This is a genomic window from Streptomyces sp. NPDC013157 (assembly GCF_042899865.1).
In the GTDB taxonomy this organism is placed as follows: domain Bacteria; phylum Actinomycetota; class Actinomycetes; order Streptomycetales; family Streptomycetaceae; genus Streptomyces.
In genome coordinates, this window is sequence record NZ_JBIBAK010000018.1 from 33,865 (window position 1) to 49,111 (window position 15,247).

At 70.7% G+C, this 15,247-nt stretch carries 11 protein-coding genes; 7 read left to right on the plus strand and 4 right to left on the minus strand.

Features of this window, described 5'->3' with window-relative positions:
* The first annotated feature begins 80 nt into the window (after positions 1-80).
* From ACFY6U_RS40235 to ACFY6U_RS40260, 6 genes are all read left to right on the plus strand, one after another.
* A complete protein-coding gene (locus ACFY6U_RS40235; protein WP_390046424.1) occupies positions 81-740 on the plus strand; it encodes an ArsR/SmtB family transcription factor in 660 nt (219 codons plus the stop codon).
* Complete coding sequence (locus ACFY6U_RS40240) at positions 721-2,760, plus strand: thioredoxin domain-containing protein (RefSeq protein WP_390046426.1); 2,040 nt, start codon at positions 721-723, stop codon at positions 2,758-2,760. Before ACFY6U_RS40235 ends, ACFY6U_RS40240 begins: the two co-directional genes overlap by 20 nt.
* Positions 2,761-3,142: 382 nt before the next feature.
* Positions 3,143-4,438: a glycosyltransferase family 2 protein gene (locus tag ACFY6U_RS40245; RefSeq protein ID WP_390046428.1), complete on the plus strand. Its 1,296-nt coding sequence runs from the start codon at positions 3,143-3,145 to the stop codon at positions 4,436-4,438.
* 31 nt (positions 4,439-4,469) lie between these two features.
* On the plus strand, positions 4,470-6,395 hold the full coding sequence (locus ACFY6U_RS40250) for a right-handed parallel beta-helix repeat-containing protein (protein WP_390046430.1): 1,926 nt from the start codon (positions 4,470-4,472) through the stop codon (positions 6,393-6,395).
* Positions 6,392-7,729 carry a right-handed parallel beta-helix repeat-containing protein gene (locus ACFY6U_RS40255; RefSeq protein ID WP_390046432.1) on the plus strand — a complete coding sequence of 446 codons (1,338 nt, stop codon included), beginning with the start codon at positions 6,392-6,394 and terminating at the stop codon, positions 7,727-7,729. The genes ACFY6U_RS40250 and ACFY6U_RS40255 overlap by 4 nt, the downstream gene beginning before the upstream one ends.
* A 127-nt stretch (positions 7,730-7,856) precedes the next feature.
* Positions 7,857-9,218 carry a UDP-glucose dehydrogenase family protein gene (locus tag ACFY6U_RS40260; protein WP_390046434.1) on the plus strand — a complete coding sequence of 454 codons (1,362 nt, stop codon included), beginning with the start codon at positions 7,857-7,859 and terminating at the stop codon, positions 9,216-9,218.
* Positions 9,219-9,248: 30 nt separating this feature from the next.
* On the opposite strand, the gene ACFY6U_RS40265 is transcribed toward ACFY6U_RS40260, so the two are convergent.
* From ACFY6U_RS40265 to ACFY6U_RS40280, 4 genes are all read right to left on the minus strand, one after another.
* Positions 9,249-9,971, minus strand: a complete 723-nt coding sequence (locus tag ACFY6U_RS40265; RefSeq protein ID WP_390046436.1) for a Mut7-C RNAse domain-containing protein — start codon at positions 9,969-9,971, stop codon at positions 9,249-9,251.
* Between the two features lie 33 nt (positions 9,972-10,004).
* Positions 10,005-10,619, minus strand: a complete 615-nt coding sequence (locus ACFY6U_RS40270) for a TetR/AcrR family transcriptional regulator (protein ID WP_390046438.1) — start codon at positions 10,617-10,619, stop codon at positions 10,005-10,007.
* Between the two features lie 5 nt (positions 10,620-10,624).
* A complete protein-coding gene (locus ACFY6U_RS40275) occupies positions 10,625-12,193 on the minus strand; it encodes a DHA2 family efflux MFS transporter permease subunit (RefSeq protein ID WP_390046440.1) in 1,569 nt (522 codons plus the stop codon).
* A 127-nt stretch (positions 12,194-12,320) separates the two neighbouring features.
* Positions 12,321-13,037 carry a hemolysin III family protein gene (locus tag ACFY6U_RS40280; protein WP_390046442.1) on the minus strand — a complete coding sequence of 239 codons (717 nt, stop codon included), beginning with the start codon at positions 13,035-13,037 and terminating at the stop codon, positions 12,321-12,323.
* A gap of 353 nt (positions 13,038-13,390) precedes the next feature.
* Here ACFY6U_RS40280 and ACFY6U_RS40285 point away from each other — a divergent pair, with 353 nt between their 5' ends.
* Positions 13,391-15,214, plus strand: coding sequence for a phosphoenolpyruvate carboxykinase (GTP) (locus ACFY6U_RS40285; protein ID WP_390046444.1), 1,824 nt, complete (start codon positions 13,391-13,393; stop codon positions 15,212-15,214).
* Positions 15,215-15,247: the final 33 nt, after the last annotated feature.

Here is a 15,247-nt window from a genome sequence, read left to right on the forward strand (position 1 = left end):
CAAAGGAAATTCGGCAGACATGGGGGAAGAGTCGGGGAGGCTCAGGGATGTCTCAGGGTTCTCAGGGTTACGGTGACCGCATGACCGACGGCACGCCCCACAGGGCCGGAGCATCCGAGCCCGCCGCCCCCGCCGAGAAGCCCGCCGCCCCCAGCGGGACGCCCGCCGAGCTGACCAGCCTGGAGCGCACCGCCCTCTACAAGTCCCTCGGCAACCCCCTGCGCCGCCGGATCCTCGACTACCTCGGCCGGCACGGCGAGGCGAACTCCACTGTGCTCGCCCGCGAACTCGGCGAGAGTTCCGGCACCACCAGCTACCACCTGCGCAAACTCGCCGAGCAGAAGCTCATCGAGGAGATCCCGGAGAAGTCGGGCGGCAGGGAACGCTGGTGGCGGAGTCTGCCCTTCAACCACACCACACCCGACCCGGAGACGATGGCCCCGGAGGAGTACGCGGCGGCCGAGCAACTCGCCCTGCTGAAGATCGAGCTGGACACCCGCCTCTTCCGCCGCGCCCACCGGGAGTACCGGGGACCGGACGGCTGGGCTCAGGTCCGGCGCGCCGGCACCTGGATGACCAAGGACGAACTCCACGCCTTCGTCCGCGGCTATCAGGAACTCCTCGACCGGTACGGCCACCCGGGCGAGACCGCTCCCGAGGGGGCGCGCCGGGTGAACCTGCGCTTCTACGCGGCTCCCGACCCCGTGGGAGAGTGGGAAAGTGAACCGACTGGCCCATGAGACGTCCCCCTACCTCCTGCAGCACGCCGACAACCCCGTCGACTGGTGGCCCTGGTCGGCCGAAGCCTTCGAGGCCGCGCGGGCCGCGAACAGACCCGTCCTGCTGAGCGTCGGGTACAGCTCCTGCCACTGGTGCCACGTCATGGCCCACGAGTCCTTCGAGGACCAGGCCACCGCCGACTACCTCAACGAGCACTTCGTCAGCATCAAGGTCGACCGCGAGGAGCGGCCGGACGTCGACGCCGTCTACATGGAGGCCGTGCAGGCCGCCACCGGGCAGGGCGGCTGGCCCATGACCGTCTTTCTCACCCCCGACGCCGAGCCCTTCTACTTCGGCACCTACTTCCCGCCCGCCCCCCGGCACGGCATGCCCTCCTTCCGGCAGGTGCTGGAGGGGGTCCGGGCCGCCTGGGCCGACCGGCGGGACGAGGTCGCCGAGGTGGCCGGGAAGATCGTCCGGGACCTCGCCCAGCGGGAGCTCGGGCACCAGGGCGGCCGGCCGCCCGGTGAGCAGGAACTCGCCCAGGCGCTGCTCGGGCTCACCCGTGAGTACGACCCGCAGCGCGGCGGATTCGGCGGCGCCCCCAAGTTCCCGCCGTCCATGGTGATCGAGTTCCTGCTCCGGCACCACGCCCGCACCGGTTCCGAGGGCGCGCTGCAGATGGCCGTGGACACCTGTGAGCGGATGGCCCGGGGCGGCCTCTACGACCAGCTCGGCGGCGGCTTCGCCCGTTACTCCGTCGACCGCGACTGGGTCGTGCCGCACTTCGAGAAGATGCTGTACGACAACGCCCTGCTCTGCCGGGTGTACGCCCACCTGTGGCGGGCCACCGGGTCCGAGCAGGCCCGCCGGGTCGCCCTGGAGACCGCCGACTTCATGGTCCGTGAACTGCGCACCGCCGAGGGCGGGTTCGCCTCCGCGCTCGATGCCGACAGCGACGACGGGAGCGGGCGGCACGTCGAGGGAGCGTACTACGTGTGGACGCCCGCCCAGCTCCGCGAGGTCCTGGGCGAGGACGACGCGGACCTGGCCGCCCGGTACTTCGGGGTCACCGCGGAGGGCACCTTCGAGGAGGGGCAGTCCGTGCTGCAACTCCCGCAGCAGGAGGGCGTGTTCGACGCCGAGCGGATCGAGTCCGTCAAGCGGCGCCTGCTGGCCGCACGGGCCGGACGCCCGGCCCCGGGCCGGGACGACAAGGTCGTCGCCGCGTGGAACGGCCTCGCGGTCGCCGCACTCGCCGAGACCGGCGCCTACTTCGACCGCCCCGACCTGGTCGAGGCCGCCGTCGGCGCCGCCGATCTCCTCGTACGGCTCCACCTCGACGACCGCGCGCGGCTCGCCCGCACCAGCCGAGACGGCAGGGTCGGCGCCAACGCGGGCGTGCTGGAGGACTACGGCGATGTCGCCGAGGGCTTCCTCGCGCTCGCGTCCGTGACCGGAGAGGGCGTCTGGCTGGAGTTCGCGGGACTCCTCCTCGACCATGTCCTGGCCCGCTTCACCGACCAGGAGAGCCCGGAGACCGGCGCCCTCTACGACACCGCCGCCGACGCCGAACAGCTGATCCGCCGGCCGCAGGACCCGACCGACAACGCCACGCCCTCCGGCTGGACGGCAGCGGCCGGTGCCCTGCTCGGGTACGCGGCCCACACCGGTGCCGAACCTCATCGGACCGCGGCGGAAAGGGCGTTGGGGATCGTCGGGACGCTCGGACCGCGCGTGCCGCGCTTCGTCGGGTGGGGGCTCGCCGTCGCCGAGGCCCTGCTGGACGGGCCGCGCGAGGTCGCGGTCGTCGGACCGGAGGCGACGGACGACCGGACAACCGCCTTGCACCGTACGGCACTTCTGGGCACCGCACCCGGTGCCGTCGTGGCCGTGGGGACTCCGGAGAGCGACGAGTTCCCGCTGCTCGCGGGGCGGCCGCTCGTCGGTGGGGAGGCGGCCGCGTACGTGTGCCGCAACTTCACGTGTGACGCGCCGACCACCGACTCTGAACGGCTGAAGGCGGCGCTCGGGGGCTGAAGGTCGGGTGCGGGTCGGTGGGGGCTGGTCGCGTAGTTCCTCCCCCAGCCTTCGGCTGGGGGTACCCCCAGCGCCCCTACGGGGCGCTCCAGCCTGGGCGCATCTTCGAATGGGGCGCGCCTTCCCCTCGTTGGCCCGAAACCTGCCATTTATCAGCCGAGTTCACGCTCTTCACATCAGCCCCATAGGATCCACCCCGGACCGTGACAGGTGTGACCTGCCGTCACGGTTGGGGCGGGATGGGTGTGAGGATTTTGTAAGTGAAGTTTGTGCTTTGTGTGATCGCTGTTCACCCATGAGCCCCTAGCATCGCCGGAACAGTGCCCGGTTCTGTCGCATTTCGGACCGTGGCAGTCATGTCATGTGGGGGGAGAGCGCAACTTTGTCCGAGTTCTTCGACCAGGTCTGGTCGTGGATCGTCGAGGCTGTGGGGGAAACTTCATGGCGAGAGCTGATGCCGCTGGGGCTGGCCGGACTGTTCGTCTGGGCCCTGTGGTTGTACCGAGCGGTGCTCTCCCGGTTCGCCAAGCCAGTCGTCAACAACTTCCGTACCAGCGTCTCCGTGGTGGTCCCGGCCTACCGGGAGGACCCGGAGATCCTGCTGGAGTGCCTGGAGACCTGGCTCGCCCAGGATCCGGCCGAGATCATCATCGTCCCTGACGTCGAGGACCACGAGGTACTGCACCGGCTGTCGCTGGTCGAGGACCCCCGGGTCCGGGTGCTCGCCTTCGAGCACAGAGGGAAACGTTCCGCCCTGGGGGTCGGCATACGGGCCGCCACGAGTGAGGTCCTCGTCCTGGTGGACTCCGACACCCGCTGGGAGCCGGGGCTGCTGGACGCCGTGCAGATGCCGTTCGAGGACCCCACGGTCGGCGGGGTGGGCACCCAGCAGAACGTCTACCAGCGCACCACCAGCGTCTGGCGCCGTATCGCCGACTGGCTGGTCAACCTCCGCTACTACGACTACGTTCCGGCCATGGGCCGGGCCGGTGCCGTGGCCTGTCTGTCCGGCCGTACCGCCGCCTACCGCCGCGAGGCGGTCCTGCCGGTGCTGGAGAACCTGGAGAACGAGTTCTTCCTCGGCCGCCGCTGTGTGGCGGGCGACGACGGCCGGCTCACCTGGCTGGTGCTCGCCTCCGGCTACAAGACCGTGCACCAGTCCTCCGCGCGGGCGGTCTCCATGTTCCCGTCGTCCTTCCGGGCCTTCGTGAAGCAGCGCGTCCGGTGGAGCCGCAACTCCTACCGGTGCTACCTGACCGCGCTGTACAAGGGCTGGCTGTGGCGGGTCCCGCTGGTCACCAAGATCACGGTGCTGCAGATCCTGCTGACCCCGGTGACCATGGGCATGGCCCTCGGCTATCTGCTGCTGAGCCGGCTGGACTTCAGCCCGCGCGGTGTCGTCCTCACCCTGATCTGGCTGCTGCTGGGCCGGGCCGTCCGCGGCTACTCGCACCTGCGCAGGCACCCGCAGGAGATATTCCTGCTGCCGGTGACGGCCCTCGTGGTCATCATGATCTCGCTGCCGATCAAGCTCTACGCGTTCGTCACCATGAACAAGCAGGGCTGGCTCACGCGCACCAGCACCAGCATCGGGGGCGAGGGCCAGAGCGCGGCCACGCTCTCCGGATCCGCCGGCGGCGGCCAGAGCCACTCCGCCCTCCAGCCCGAGGTGATCTGACGCCATGGCCACCCCCCTCATGACGCTTCCCATGACGAAGAGAAGACCCGGCCCCGGCAGCCGGCTGCGCCGGACCGGCGCCAGGACGGCGGCCCTGCTGGGCGCCTTCGCGGTGGCGACGACGCTGCTGCTGGGCGCCTCGGCCACGGCCCACGCCGACGGGGACGCCGACAAGAAGCAGCAACTGGCCGCCGAGGACGCCGAGACCCAGGCCGCGCTGGTCGCCGACGAGGACCACCGCCTCAACCAGGTACGGGCGTTCACCTCGGTGGCCCCCCTGCAGAGCACCAAGTGGACCGTGCCGTACCGGCTGGACACCGACAACGGGTACACCCTGGTCCTCACCGAGCGCAGCAATGCCTACACCATCGCCGACCTGCTGAAACTCGCTCCGCAGACCTTCGTGCGGCGCAAGGACGGCTCGTATCTGCTGACCGAGAACATCTACCTGAACGTCGGCGCCAAGCTGAAGCTGTCCAACCCCGGCGGCCTCACCCTGCGGATGGCCAGCAACCGCACCGGCTTCGTCTCCATCGTCTCCTTCGGCGGCGAACTGACCCTCCAGGGCACCGCCCAGGCGCCGCTGACCGTCACCAGCTGGGACCCGCAGGCCAACAAGGCCGACAGCGACGTCCGGGACGGCCGTGCCTACATCCGCACCATCGGCGGCCAGTTCGAGATGACGCACGCCAAACTCGCGAACCTCGGGTTCTGGAGCGGCCGCACCGGAGGGCTCAGCCTCACCGGCACCGACCGGCCGAACACCGGCTCGCTGGAGGACACCGGCCAGGTGCACGGAAAGACCGCGCGCGAACGGGCCGACCAGCAGGGCGACCAGGACAAGCAGGACTCCACCAGCGGTGACGTCACGGCCATGCCCTCGGGCGAACTGACCACTCCCGACGCCCGGTTCTCGACCGGCGGTCTCTCCTACGTCTCCGGGTCGATCACCCACTCGACCATCACCGGCAACGCCTTCGGCATCTTCATCTCCAGCGCGACGGGGATCGAGATCAGCGACACGACCGTGGAGAACAGCCTGGAGGACGGGGTGGTCATGCACCGGTTCGTCTCCAGCTCGCTCGTGCAGCGCACGGTCGCCAAGGACAACGGCGGCGACGGCTTCATCCTCTCCCGGGCCACCCAGCAGGTGCGGGTCAGCGGCTGCACCGCCGAGGGCAACGGCGGCAACGGCTACACGCTCAGCGGCAAGCCCCTCGCCGACGGCCCCTCCGCCTCCGGGCAGGCCGTCGACAGCTACGGCTCCAACTCGGTCGCCAACAGCGTGGCCAAGGACAACGGCCGCTACGGCGTCGAGGTGCTGGGCGGTTTCGACGTCGGCGTGCAGAACAACCGCATCGAGGGCGGGGACATGGGCATCGTGGCCCGCCTGGCGGCGGACAAGGTGTCCATCACCGGCAACCGCCTGACCGGCCAGAACCGGCAGGGCATCTCGGTACGCGACGGGGTCACCGGCGCCACGGTCACCGGCAACATCATCGACGGGCCGCAGACCGGCGTGTACGTCCGCGACTCGGCCGCCGAGATACGCGGCAACACCGTCCAGGACGCCACCAACCACGGGGTCAGCCTGGTCGGCGGGGTGGACGGCACCACGGTCTCCTACAACGTGATCGGCGGGGTCGGCCCCAGCGCGGTGGACTCCAGCCGCTCCCACGGCGGTGCCGACATCAAGGAGAACCAGACCTTCGCCTGGTACGACACCAGTTCCTTCTGGGTCAAGGTCAAGCACTACGCGAGCCCGATGACGCTGCTGTGGACGGGCATCCTGCTCCTCATCCTGTTCTCGGCCGCCATGGGCCGGCGCAGGCGGCGCGCGAGCGGGCGCGGCGCGGGCATCGTGCACCCGTACTCCGACAAGGCACCGCTGCCCTCCCCGCCGCCGGACGAGATCGCCGTGGCAGGCCGCCCGCGGGAGCCGGTGATGAGCGAATGAGCGACGACATCCCAGGAACACCCGCGCCCGGTGACGGCGGTCCGGGCGACAGCGGTCCGGGCGGCCGCGGGGCGGGCGACGGCGGCGGTTCCACGGCCGTCGGCGGCGGCTCCGCGGCGGGCGAGTCCGCCGTGGAGCGGGCGCGCCGGATCTGGCTGGCCGGCGGGCCGCCGCTGTGGGTGGCCTCGGCCGCCCTGGTGATCGCGGTGGTGGCGCTGATCGTGGCGGGCGTCTCGGCAGGCGGTGACCGGCCCGTCGTGTACGGGGCCGGCCCCAGCGCCGGTCCCACCATCCCGGTCGCCGAACCCACGGACGACGGGGACGACACCGGCGACCCCGGTGCCACGGCCTCCGGTCCGGCGCCGGGCGACACGGCGGCCACCGACGGACCGGCCACCCCCACCGCGACCGGCTCGGCCGCGGCCGTGGCCTCAGGACCGGTGAAGTGCCCGGCCGCCACCGTCACCGTCAGCGACGCCAAGTCCCTGAAGGACGCGCTGGACCAGGCGCAGCCCGGTGACGTCATCAAGATGGCGGACGGGGTCTACTCGGACCGCTTCACCGCCACCACCCCCGGTACGGCGGAGCGGCCGATCTTCCTGTGCGGCGGCCCCGGCGCGGTGATCGACGCCGGCGACGTCGACGGCGGCTACGCCTTCCACCTCGACGGCGCCAGCCACTGGCGGCTGATCGGCTTCACCGTGCGCAACGGCCAGAAGGGGGTCATGGCCGACAAGGTCCAGGGCAGCGTCATCCAGGGCCTGACCGTCGAGAACATCGGCGACGAGGGCATCCACCTGCGCGACTTCAGCTCCGGCAACGTGGTCGAGGACAACACCGTCCGCGCCACGGGCAAGCGCAAGGAGCAGTTCGGCGAGGGCATCTACGTCGGGTCCGCCGAGTCCAACTGGTGCAGCATCACCGACTGCAAGCCCGACAAGAGCGACGACAACGTGATCCGCGGCAACCACGTCAGCGACACCACCGCGGAGTCCGTCGACATCAAGGAGGGCACCACCGGGGGCTCCCTCATCGGCAACACCTTCGACGGCGCCGCCCTCAGCGGGGGCCACAACGACTCCTGGGTCGACGTCAAGGGCAACGACTGGCTGATCAAGGACAACGCCGGCAGCCACTCGCGTGAGGACGGCTTCCAGACCCACCGGATCCTCGACGGCTGGGGCACCGGAAACGTGTTCCAGGACAACACCGCGCAGGTGGACGGCCCCGGCTACGGCTTCCACTTCGCGCCCGTCGAGAACAACAAGGTCACCTGCGACAACAAGGTCACCGACGCGGCGAAGGGCCTCGCCAACGTCGCCTGCTCCTCCTGACGTGACGTGACGGGGCCCGGCCCGCACCCGGGCCCCGTACGGCCGCGGTTCCCTCTCCTTCACCCACTTCACCCACGCGCGTCCTCGGCATGCGCGCTTTCGGCCCGGAAACCCCCTCGGAGGCATCATGGAAACTCTTCCCGCCGCCATCCACGGCACCGTCGGCTCCGACGCCCCCCGTCTCACGGTCATCGGCACCGGCTACCTGGGCGCCACGCACGCCGTGTGCATGGCGGCGCTCGGCTACGAGGTGCTCGGCGTCGACGTGGACCCCGGCAAGATCGAGCTGCTGAGAGCCGGGGAGGTGCCGTTCTTCGAGCCAGGACTGCCCGAACTCCTGGTCAAGGCCCAGGAATCCGGCCGGCTGCACTTCACGACCAGCCTCGCCGAGGCCGCGGAGTTCGGCGAGATCCACTTCGTCTGCGTGGGCACCCCGCAGCAGCCCGGCTCCTACGCCGCGGACCTGACCTATGTGGAGGGTGCGGTGACCGAGCTGGCCCGGCACCTGAACCGCCGCGCCCTGGTGGTCGGGAAGTCGACGGTACCGGTGGGCACCGCGGCCCGCCTCGCGGAGCTGGTCCGCACCACCGCCCCGGCCGGGGACGCCGTGGAGCTGGCCTGGAACCCGGAGTTCCTGCGGGAGGGCTTCGCCGTGGAGGACACCCTGCACCCCGACCGGCTGGTGTTCGGCACCGAGTCCGCGTGGGCGGAGCAGCAGCTGCGCGCCGCGTTCGCGCCCGTCATCGCCCAGGGCACCCCGGTGGTGGTCGCCGACCTGCCGACCGCCGAACTGGTCAAGGTCGCCGCCAACTCCTTCCTGGCCACGAAGATCTCGTACATCAACGCCATGGCGGAGGTCTGCGAGGCCACCGGTGCCGACGTGCACCGGCTGGCGGAGGCGCTGGCCTACGACGACCGGATCGGCGGCCGGTTCCTGAAGCCGGGTCTCGGGTTCGGCGGCGGCTGCCTGCCCAAGGACATCCGGGCGTTCATCCACCGTGCCGAGGAACTGGACGTCGCGCAGGCGGTCGCCTTCCTGCGCGAGGTGGACGCGATCAACCAGCGCCGCCGGGCCCGCACCGTCGACCTGGTCCGCGAGCTGGTCGGCGGCGATCTCGCCGGGACGAAGGTGGCCGCGCTCGGGGCGGCCTTCAAGCCCAACTCCGACGACATCCGGGACGCCCCGGCGCTGGACGTCGCCGCCTCCCTGCACCGGGCCGGCGCCCGGGTGACGGTCTACGACCCGGTGGCGATGGACAACGCCCGCCGCGTCCACCCCGAGCTGGCGTACGGGACCGACGCGCTGCAGGCCGCCACCGGCGCCGACGTCGTGGTCCTGCTCACCGAGTGGACGCAGTTCCGGGAGATCGACCCGGATGCCATGGGCGCGGTGGTCAACCGCCGCCGGGTCGTGGACGGCCGGCACGCCCTCGACCCCGCCCAGTGGCGCGCGGCCGGCTGGGAGTACCGGGCGCTGGGCCGCAACTGACCGCGGGGCCCGGCCGGTTCAGGTACGGGCTCAGGCGAACTCGGCGAGGGCGCGTGCCACGATGGCCTCCAGCTGCTGGTGGTGCGCGCCCTTCCAGTACGCGCGGCCGCACTCCGCGCACTGCGCGAAGACGTCGTACGACTTCTGCGTCCCGCCCTTCAGCTGGTCCGCCACCTCGTCCTTCGTCGCCTCCCTGAGCAGGCCGTTGCAGGCGGTGCAGCGGGTCCAGGGGCGCAGGTCGGGGGCGAACCGGTCGAGGACGTCGTGGAGCTGGTCGTCGGGGCCGGTGCTGTAGACGTAGCCGCCCGCCCAGAGTTCGCGGCGGCGCAGCAGGCCCCGGTCGCGGCTCAGCAGCACGCGCTTCTCGGCCGCCGAGCGGGCGGCGAGGGCCGGGTCGCCGATGTCCGTCGACTCGTACGCGGTGTCCACGCCGAGGAGGCGCAGGCGGCGGGCGAGGGTGCCGAGGTGGACGTCGAGGAGGAAGCGGAGCGGGGCGCCGGGGACGTGCTGGGGGCGGGTGACCGGGCGTACGGTGACCCGCTCGCCGTGCGCGGGGACGTGGGCCACGGGGACCTCGCGGCCGTCCACCACCAGGGCGCCCACCTCGGTCAGGGGGACGCCCAGGGACTCGATGACGTGACCGAGGGTCGAGACGCCGTCGACGGTCAGGGGGTGGACGCCGACGCGGCGGGCGTGCGGGACGAACAGGGCCAGCTCGGGGGCGACTTCGACCTGGATCTGGGAAGCGTTCACCTGGTCAGGATGGCACGGGGGACGGCTGTGACCTCAGTGGTTTTCCGGGGACAGGCCGTGCTCGATGACGTCCAGGGCGCGGTCGACGAGGGCCTCGAAGTCGCCCTCGTGCTGGTTCTCCGCCCAGTACATCGAGACCTCCATCAGCCCGCCGACGAAGGACATCGCGTAGACCCGGACCTCCAGGCTGTCGGGGTCACGGCCGGTGCGCTCCCCGATGGCCTGGCAGAGCAGGCGCCCGGTGGACGACATGCTCTCCATCATCCGGGAGCGCACCGAGGGGACCTCGACCATCAGCCGGGTACGCAGCCGGGAGACCACCGGATCGTCCTTGACGCCCAGCCGGATCGCCCGGTGCATCACGTGGCGGAGGGACACCGGCCACGGCTCGTCCGCGGGCCGCGCCCGGAGCTCCTCCAGGATGACCAGGTCGTACTCGTCCGTGAGGACGATGTCCTCCTTGGTCGGGAAGTACCGGAAGACCGTCGACGGCGACACCTCGGCCCGCTCCGCGATCTGCTCGATCGTCGTGGCGTCCCAGCCCTGCACCTCGACCAGCGCGTACGTGGCGGTGCGGATCGCCTCGCGGGTCTTGATCTTCTTGCGTTCCCGCAGGCCGGGCTGGGGGGAGGTGTGCGGTGCCGTCATGCCGGTCATTGTCCGGCATCTGCGGTGGCCGGAGCCACGTCAGGGGACTCGTTCCCTTCGGTTCGGCGGGCGAGGGGGGTGTTCGGCAGGAACGCGGCGGCCAGCAGGGCGGTGGCGAGCGCGGCGATGCCGCACACCAGCAGGACCAGGCCCATGCCGTGGACGTACGAGGCGTTCGCGGAGGCGGCGAGGTGGGCGGAGCCCGTCTTCCCGGCGACCAGGTGGGCGGCGACCACCGACTCGCCGGCGGTGTGGCCGAGCGGGGCGGGCAGCCCGCTGACGTCGAGGCGGTCGCGGAAGGTACCGGCCAGCAGGCTGCCGAGCAGGGCGATGCCGATCGCGCCGCCGACCTGGCGCGTCGTCATCAGCAGCCCGGAGCCGCTGCCCGCCCGGTCCGCGGGCAGGGCGCCGAGGGCGCCGTCCATGGAGGGGACCACCGAGAAGCCGAAGCCGAGGCCGGCGATGGACAGCCACAGCGCGGTGAAGCCGTAGCCGTCGCTCACCGAGGTACGGCTGCCGAGCAGGGCCGCGAAGGCGAGCACGACCAGGCCCGCGGCGACCACGGCGCGGGCGCCGAAGCGGGCGACGACCGGCTGGGCGGCGCGGGCCGCGATGATCAGGCCGCCCATCATGGGCAGCAGCCGCAGGCCGGTGCCGAAGGCGTCGTGGCCGAGGACCGCCTGGAGGTACTGCGGGAGTACGAACAGCAGGCCGGACAGCACGAACATCACGAGCGTCGCGGCGAGGGTGTTGAGCAGGAAGCCGCGGTGGGTCAGGAGCCCCATGTCGAGCATCGGGCGGTGGGCCCGGCGTTCGCGCAGCACCAGGGCGGTGACGAGGACGGCGGCGACCGCGAACAGGGCCAGCACCAGCGGGTCGCCCCAGCCGCGGTCGGGGGCCTCGATGATCGCGTAGACCAGGGCGCCGAGGCCGATCGCGGTGAGCGCGGTGGAGAGGGTGTCGACCTTGGGGGAGGCGGGGTCGCTGGTCTCGGGGAGCAGGAAGACGCAGGCGGCGACGCCGATGGCGGCCATCGGCACGTTGATCAGGAAGACCGAGCCCCACCAGAAGTGGTTGAGCAGGAAGCCGCCGATGATCGGGCCGAGCGGCAGGCCGAGCGCCGAGGCGGCCGAGACGATGCCGACGGCCCGGGTGCGCTCGGCGGGCCCGAACAGCGAGGGCAGCACCGACATCGCGAGCGGCATCACCAGCGCCGCGCCGATGCCCATGGCGGCGCGGGCGGCGATCACCCAGTTCACGTCGCCGGCCAGCGAGCCCATCACCGAGCCGGCCAGGAAGATCAGCAGGCCCACGACGAGCATCCGGCGGCGGCCGAAGCGGTCGCCGAGGAGTCCGGCGGGGAGCATCAGCGACGCGAAGACGATGACGTACGCGTCCGCCATCCACTGCTGCTGGCTGGTGGTGGCGCCGAGCTCACCGGCCATCGTCGGGAGGGCAACGTTGAGGATCGTCGTGTCGAAGCCGAGCACCAGCATGCTCGCGACCAGGGCACCGAGGGCCCACCAGCGGCGGGGGTTCTGATGTGTCTCATCGACATGAGTGACAGTAGCCATGAAATGAGAGTAGCTCTCAAAATCTGGTAGCTGTCAATGGCGAGTCGGTGTCGTAATGTGGAAGAGGGCATGAAAAAAGTGGCCACGGCCGGGGAGCCGTGGCCACTCGGAGGAGCGGCGGTGGGGGCTACGCGTGCTGGTAGGCCACCAGGGAGATGCCGACGTAGTGCACGACGAACGCGGCCAGCGTGAGCGAGTGGAACACCTCGTGGAAGCCGAAGTACCGAGGTGACGGGTTCGGGCGCTTGATGCCGTAGATCACGCCGCCCGCGCTGTACAGCAGGCCGCCGACGACCACCAGGACCAGGACCGCGATACCGCCGGTGCGCATGAAGTCGGGCAGGAAGAAGACCGCCGCCCAGCCCATCGCTATGTAGCAGGGTGTGTACAGCCAGCGCGGCGCGCCGACCCAGAAGACCCGGAAGACGATGCCCGCGGCCGCCGCGCCCCAGATGCCCCACAGCAGCCACTGCCCCTTCGCTCCGGGCAGCAGCAGCATGGTCAGGGGCGTGTAGGTGCCCGCGATGATCAGGAAGATGTTGGCGTGATCGAGTCTGCGCAGGATGCCGTCCATGCGCGGGCTCCAGTCGCCCCGGTGGTAGAGCGCGCTGACGCCGAACAGCAGGCACGCCGTCAGGACGTAGATCCCGCAGGCGATCCGGCCGCGCGGCGAGTCGGCGAGAGCGGTGAGGACGAGGCCCGCGATGAGTACGGCCGGGAACATGCCCAGGTGCAGCCAGCCGCGCAGCTTGGGCTTGACCTGTTGCGACAGGGAGGAGAGCGCGGCGGAACCGCGGCCGGCGGCCGGCGGTTCCGTGGGCGCGTCGGGGACGGACGCAGTCATGAGGGGCATCGTACCTACGGAACCGTAAGTTACGGATCAGTCTCGCTCGATGGTCGCGCCGGAGTGGCCATCGTCTCACGGCGCCTCGATCGCGCCCACAGGGGTGGGCAAAAAGACCTTGAGGCGAACTCAATATGGACGCAAAGAAACGCAGGTGGGCGCAGAAACCGTGGCCTTCCTCACGTCGCTCATCTGTGACTCCCTCTGGACAGATGGGTGATCGAGTCGGAGGATCAAATGAGTGCGGTCGACACCGGATGAGCGGCTACGAAGCATCCGGGTCGCAGCCCCCACGGGGCAACAAGGCCTGAAACAGGGCCACAAGATCAAAAATCCCTCATTTAGGAGCAATCGTGGCGCGCGACATCGCGGCTCCCACCGTCATCCCCACCAAACATCAGGAACTGGTCTCGTGGGTCAACGAGATCGCCGAACTGACGCAGCCGGACAGCGTGGTCTGGTGTGACGGATCCGAGGCCGAGTACGAGCGACTGTGCGAGGAGCTCGTGGCGAAGGGCACCTTCAAGAAGCTCGACCCGATCAAGCGCCCCCACTCCTACTACGCGGCCTCCGACCCGACCGACGTCGCCCGGGTCGAGGACCGCACGTTCATCTGCTCCGAGCGGGAGCAGGACGCCGGCCCGACCAACCACTGGAAGGCACCCGCCGAGATGCGGGAGATCTTCTCGGGCGAGAAGGGCCTGTTCCGCGGCTCGATGAAGGGCCGGACGATGTACGTCGTCCCGTTCTGCATGGGTCCCCTCGGCTCGCCGCTGTCCGCCCTCGGCGTGGAGATCACGGACTCGGCGTACGTCGCCGTCTCCATGCGCACGATGACGCGCATGGGCCAGGCCGTCCTCGACGAGCTGGGCGAAGACGGCTTCTTCGTCAAGGCCGTCCACACCCTCGGCGCCCCGCTCGCGGAGGGCGAGGCCGACGTCCCCTGGCCGTGCAACCAGACCAAGTACATCTCGCACTTCCCCGAGTCGCGCGAGATCTGGTCCTACGGTTCCGGCTACGGCGGCAACGCCCTGCTCGGCAAGAAGTGCTACGCCCTGCGCATCGCCTCCGTCATGGCGCGCGACGAGGGCTGGCTCGCCGAGCACATGCTGATCCTCAAGCTCACGCCCCCGCAGGGCGAGTCGAAGTACGTCGCCGCAGCCTTCCCGAGCGCCTGCGGCAAGACGAACCTCGCCATGCTGGAGCCCACCGTCTCCGGCTGGACCGTCGAGACGATCGGCGACGACATCGCCTGGATGCGGTTCGGCGAGGACGGCCGCCTCTACGCGATCAACCCCGAGGCCGGCTTCTTCGGCGTCGCGCCCGGCACCGGTGAGCACACCAACGCCAACGCGATGAAGACGCTGTGGGGCAACGCGGTCTTCACCAACGTCGCGCTGACGGACGACGACGACATCTGGTGGGAGGGCATGACGGAGGAACTCCCGGCCCACCTCACTGACTGGAAGGGCAACGACTGGACGCCGGGCTCCGAGACCCCGGCCGCCCACCCCAACGCCCGCTTCACCGTCCCCGCCGCCCAGTGCCCGATCATCGCGCCGGAGTGGGAGGACCCCAAGGGCGTGCCGATCTCGGCGATCCTCTTCGGCGGCCGCCGCGCCACCGCCGTACCGCTGGTGACCGAGTCCTTCGACTGGAACCACGGCGTCTTCCTCGGTGCCAACGTGGCCTCCGAGAAGACCGCCGCCGCCGAGGGCAAGGTCGGCGAGCTGCGCCGCGACCCGTTCGCGATGCTGCCGTTCTGCGGCTACAACATGGGCGACTACATGGCCCACTGGATTGATGTGGCCAAGGACAAGGACCAGTCCAAGCTGCCGAAGATCTACTACGTCAACTGGTTCCGCAAGAACGACGAGGGCAAGTTCGTCTGGCCCGGCTTCGGCGAGAACTCCCGCGTCCTGAAGTGGATCGTGGAGCGGCTGGACGGCAAGGCGGACGGCGTGGAGACGCCGATCGGCGTGCTGCCGACCCGGGACGCCCTCGACACCAACGGGCTCGACCTCGACGACAGTGACCTCGACTTCCTGCTGACCGTCGACAAGGAGGTCTGGCGGGAGGAGGCGGCGCTCGTCCCCGACCACCTGAACACCTTCGGCGAGCACACGCCGAAGGAGCTGTGGGCCGAGTACCGGGCGCTGGTGGAGCGGCTCGGCTGAGTCCCCGAGTTGAAGACTCCGCGGCCGGTACGG

Excerpts from the sequence above, each read along its gene's own strand:
- ACFY6U_RS40255 (WP_390046432.1), top strand. The coding sequence starts at position 6,392 with ATGAGCGACGACATCCCAGGAACACCCGCGCCCGGTGACGGCGGTCCG.
- ACFY6U_RS40275 (WP_390046440.1), bottom strand. The coding sequence starts at position 12,193 with ATGGCTACTGTCACTCATGTCGATGAGACACATCAGAACCCCCGCCGC.
- ACFY6U_RS40280 (WP_390046442.1), bottom strand. The coding sequence starts at position 13,037 with ATGACTGCGTCCGTCCCCGACGCGCCCACGGAACCGCCGGCCGCCGGC.
- ACFY6U_RS40235 (WP_390046424.1), top strand. The coding sequence starts at position 81 with ATGACCGACGGCACGCCCCACAGGGCCGGAGCATCCGAGCCCGCCGCC.
- ACFY6U_RS40270 (WP_390046438.1), bottom strand. The coding sequence starts at position 10,619 with ATGACGGCACCGCACACCTCCCCCCAGCCCGGCCTGCGGGAACGCAAG.
- ACFY6U_RS40260 (WP_390046434.1), top strand. The coding sequence starts at position 7,857 with ATGGAAACTCTTCCCGCCGCCATCCACGGCACCGTCGGCTCCGACGCC.
- ACFY6U_RS40250 (WP_390046430.1), top strand. The coding sequence starts at position 4,470 with ATGACGAAGAGAAGACCCGGCCCCGGCAGCCGGCTGCGCCGGACCGGC.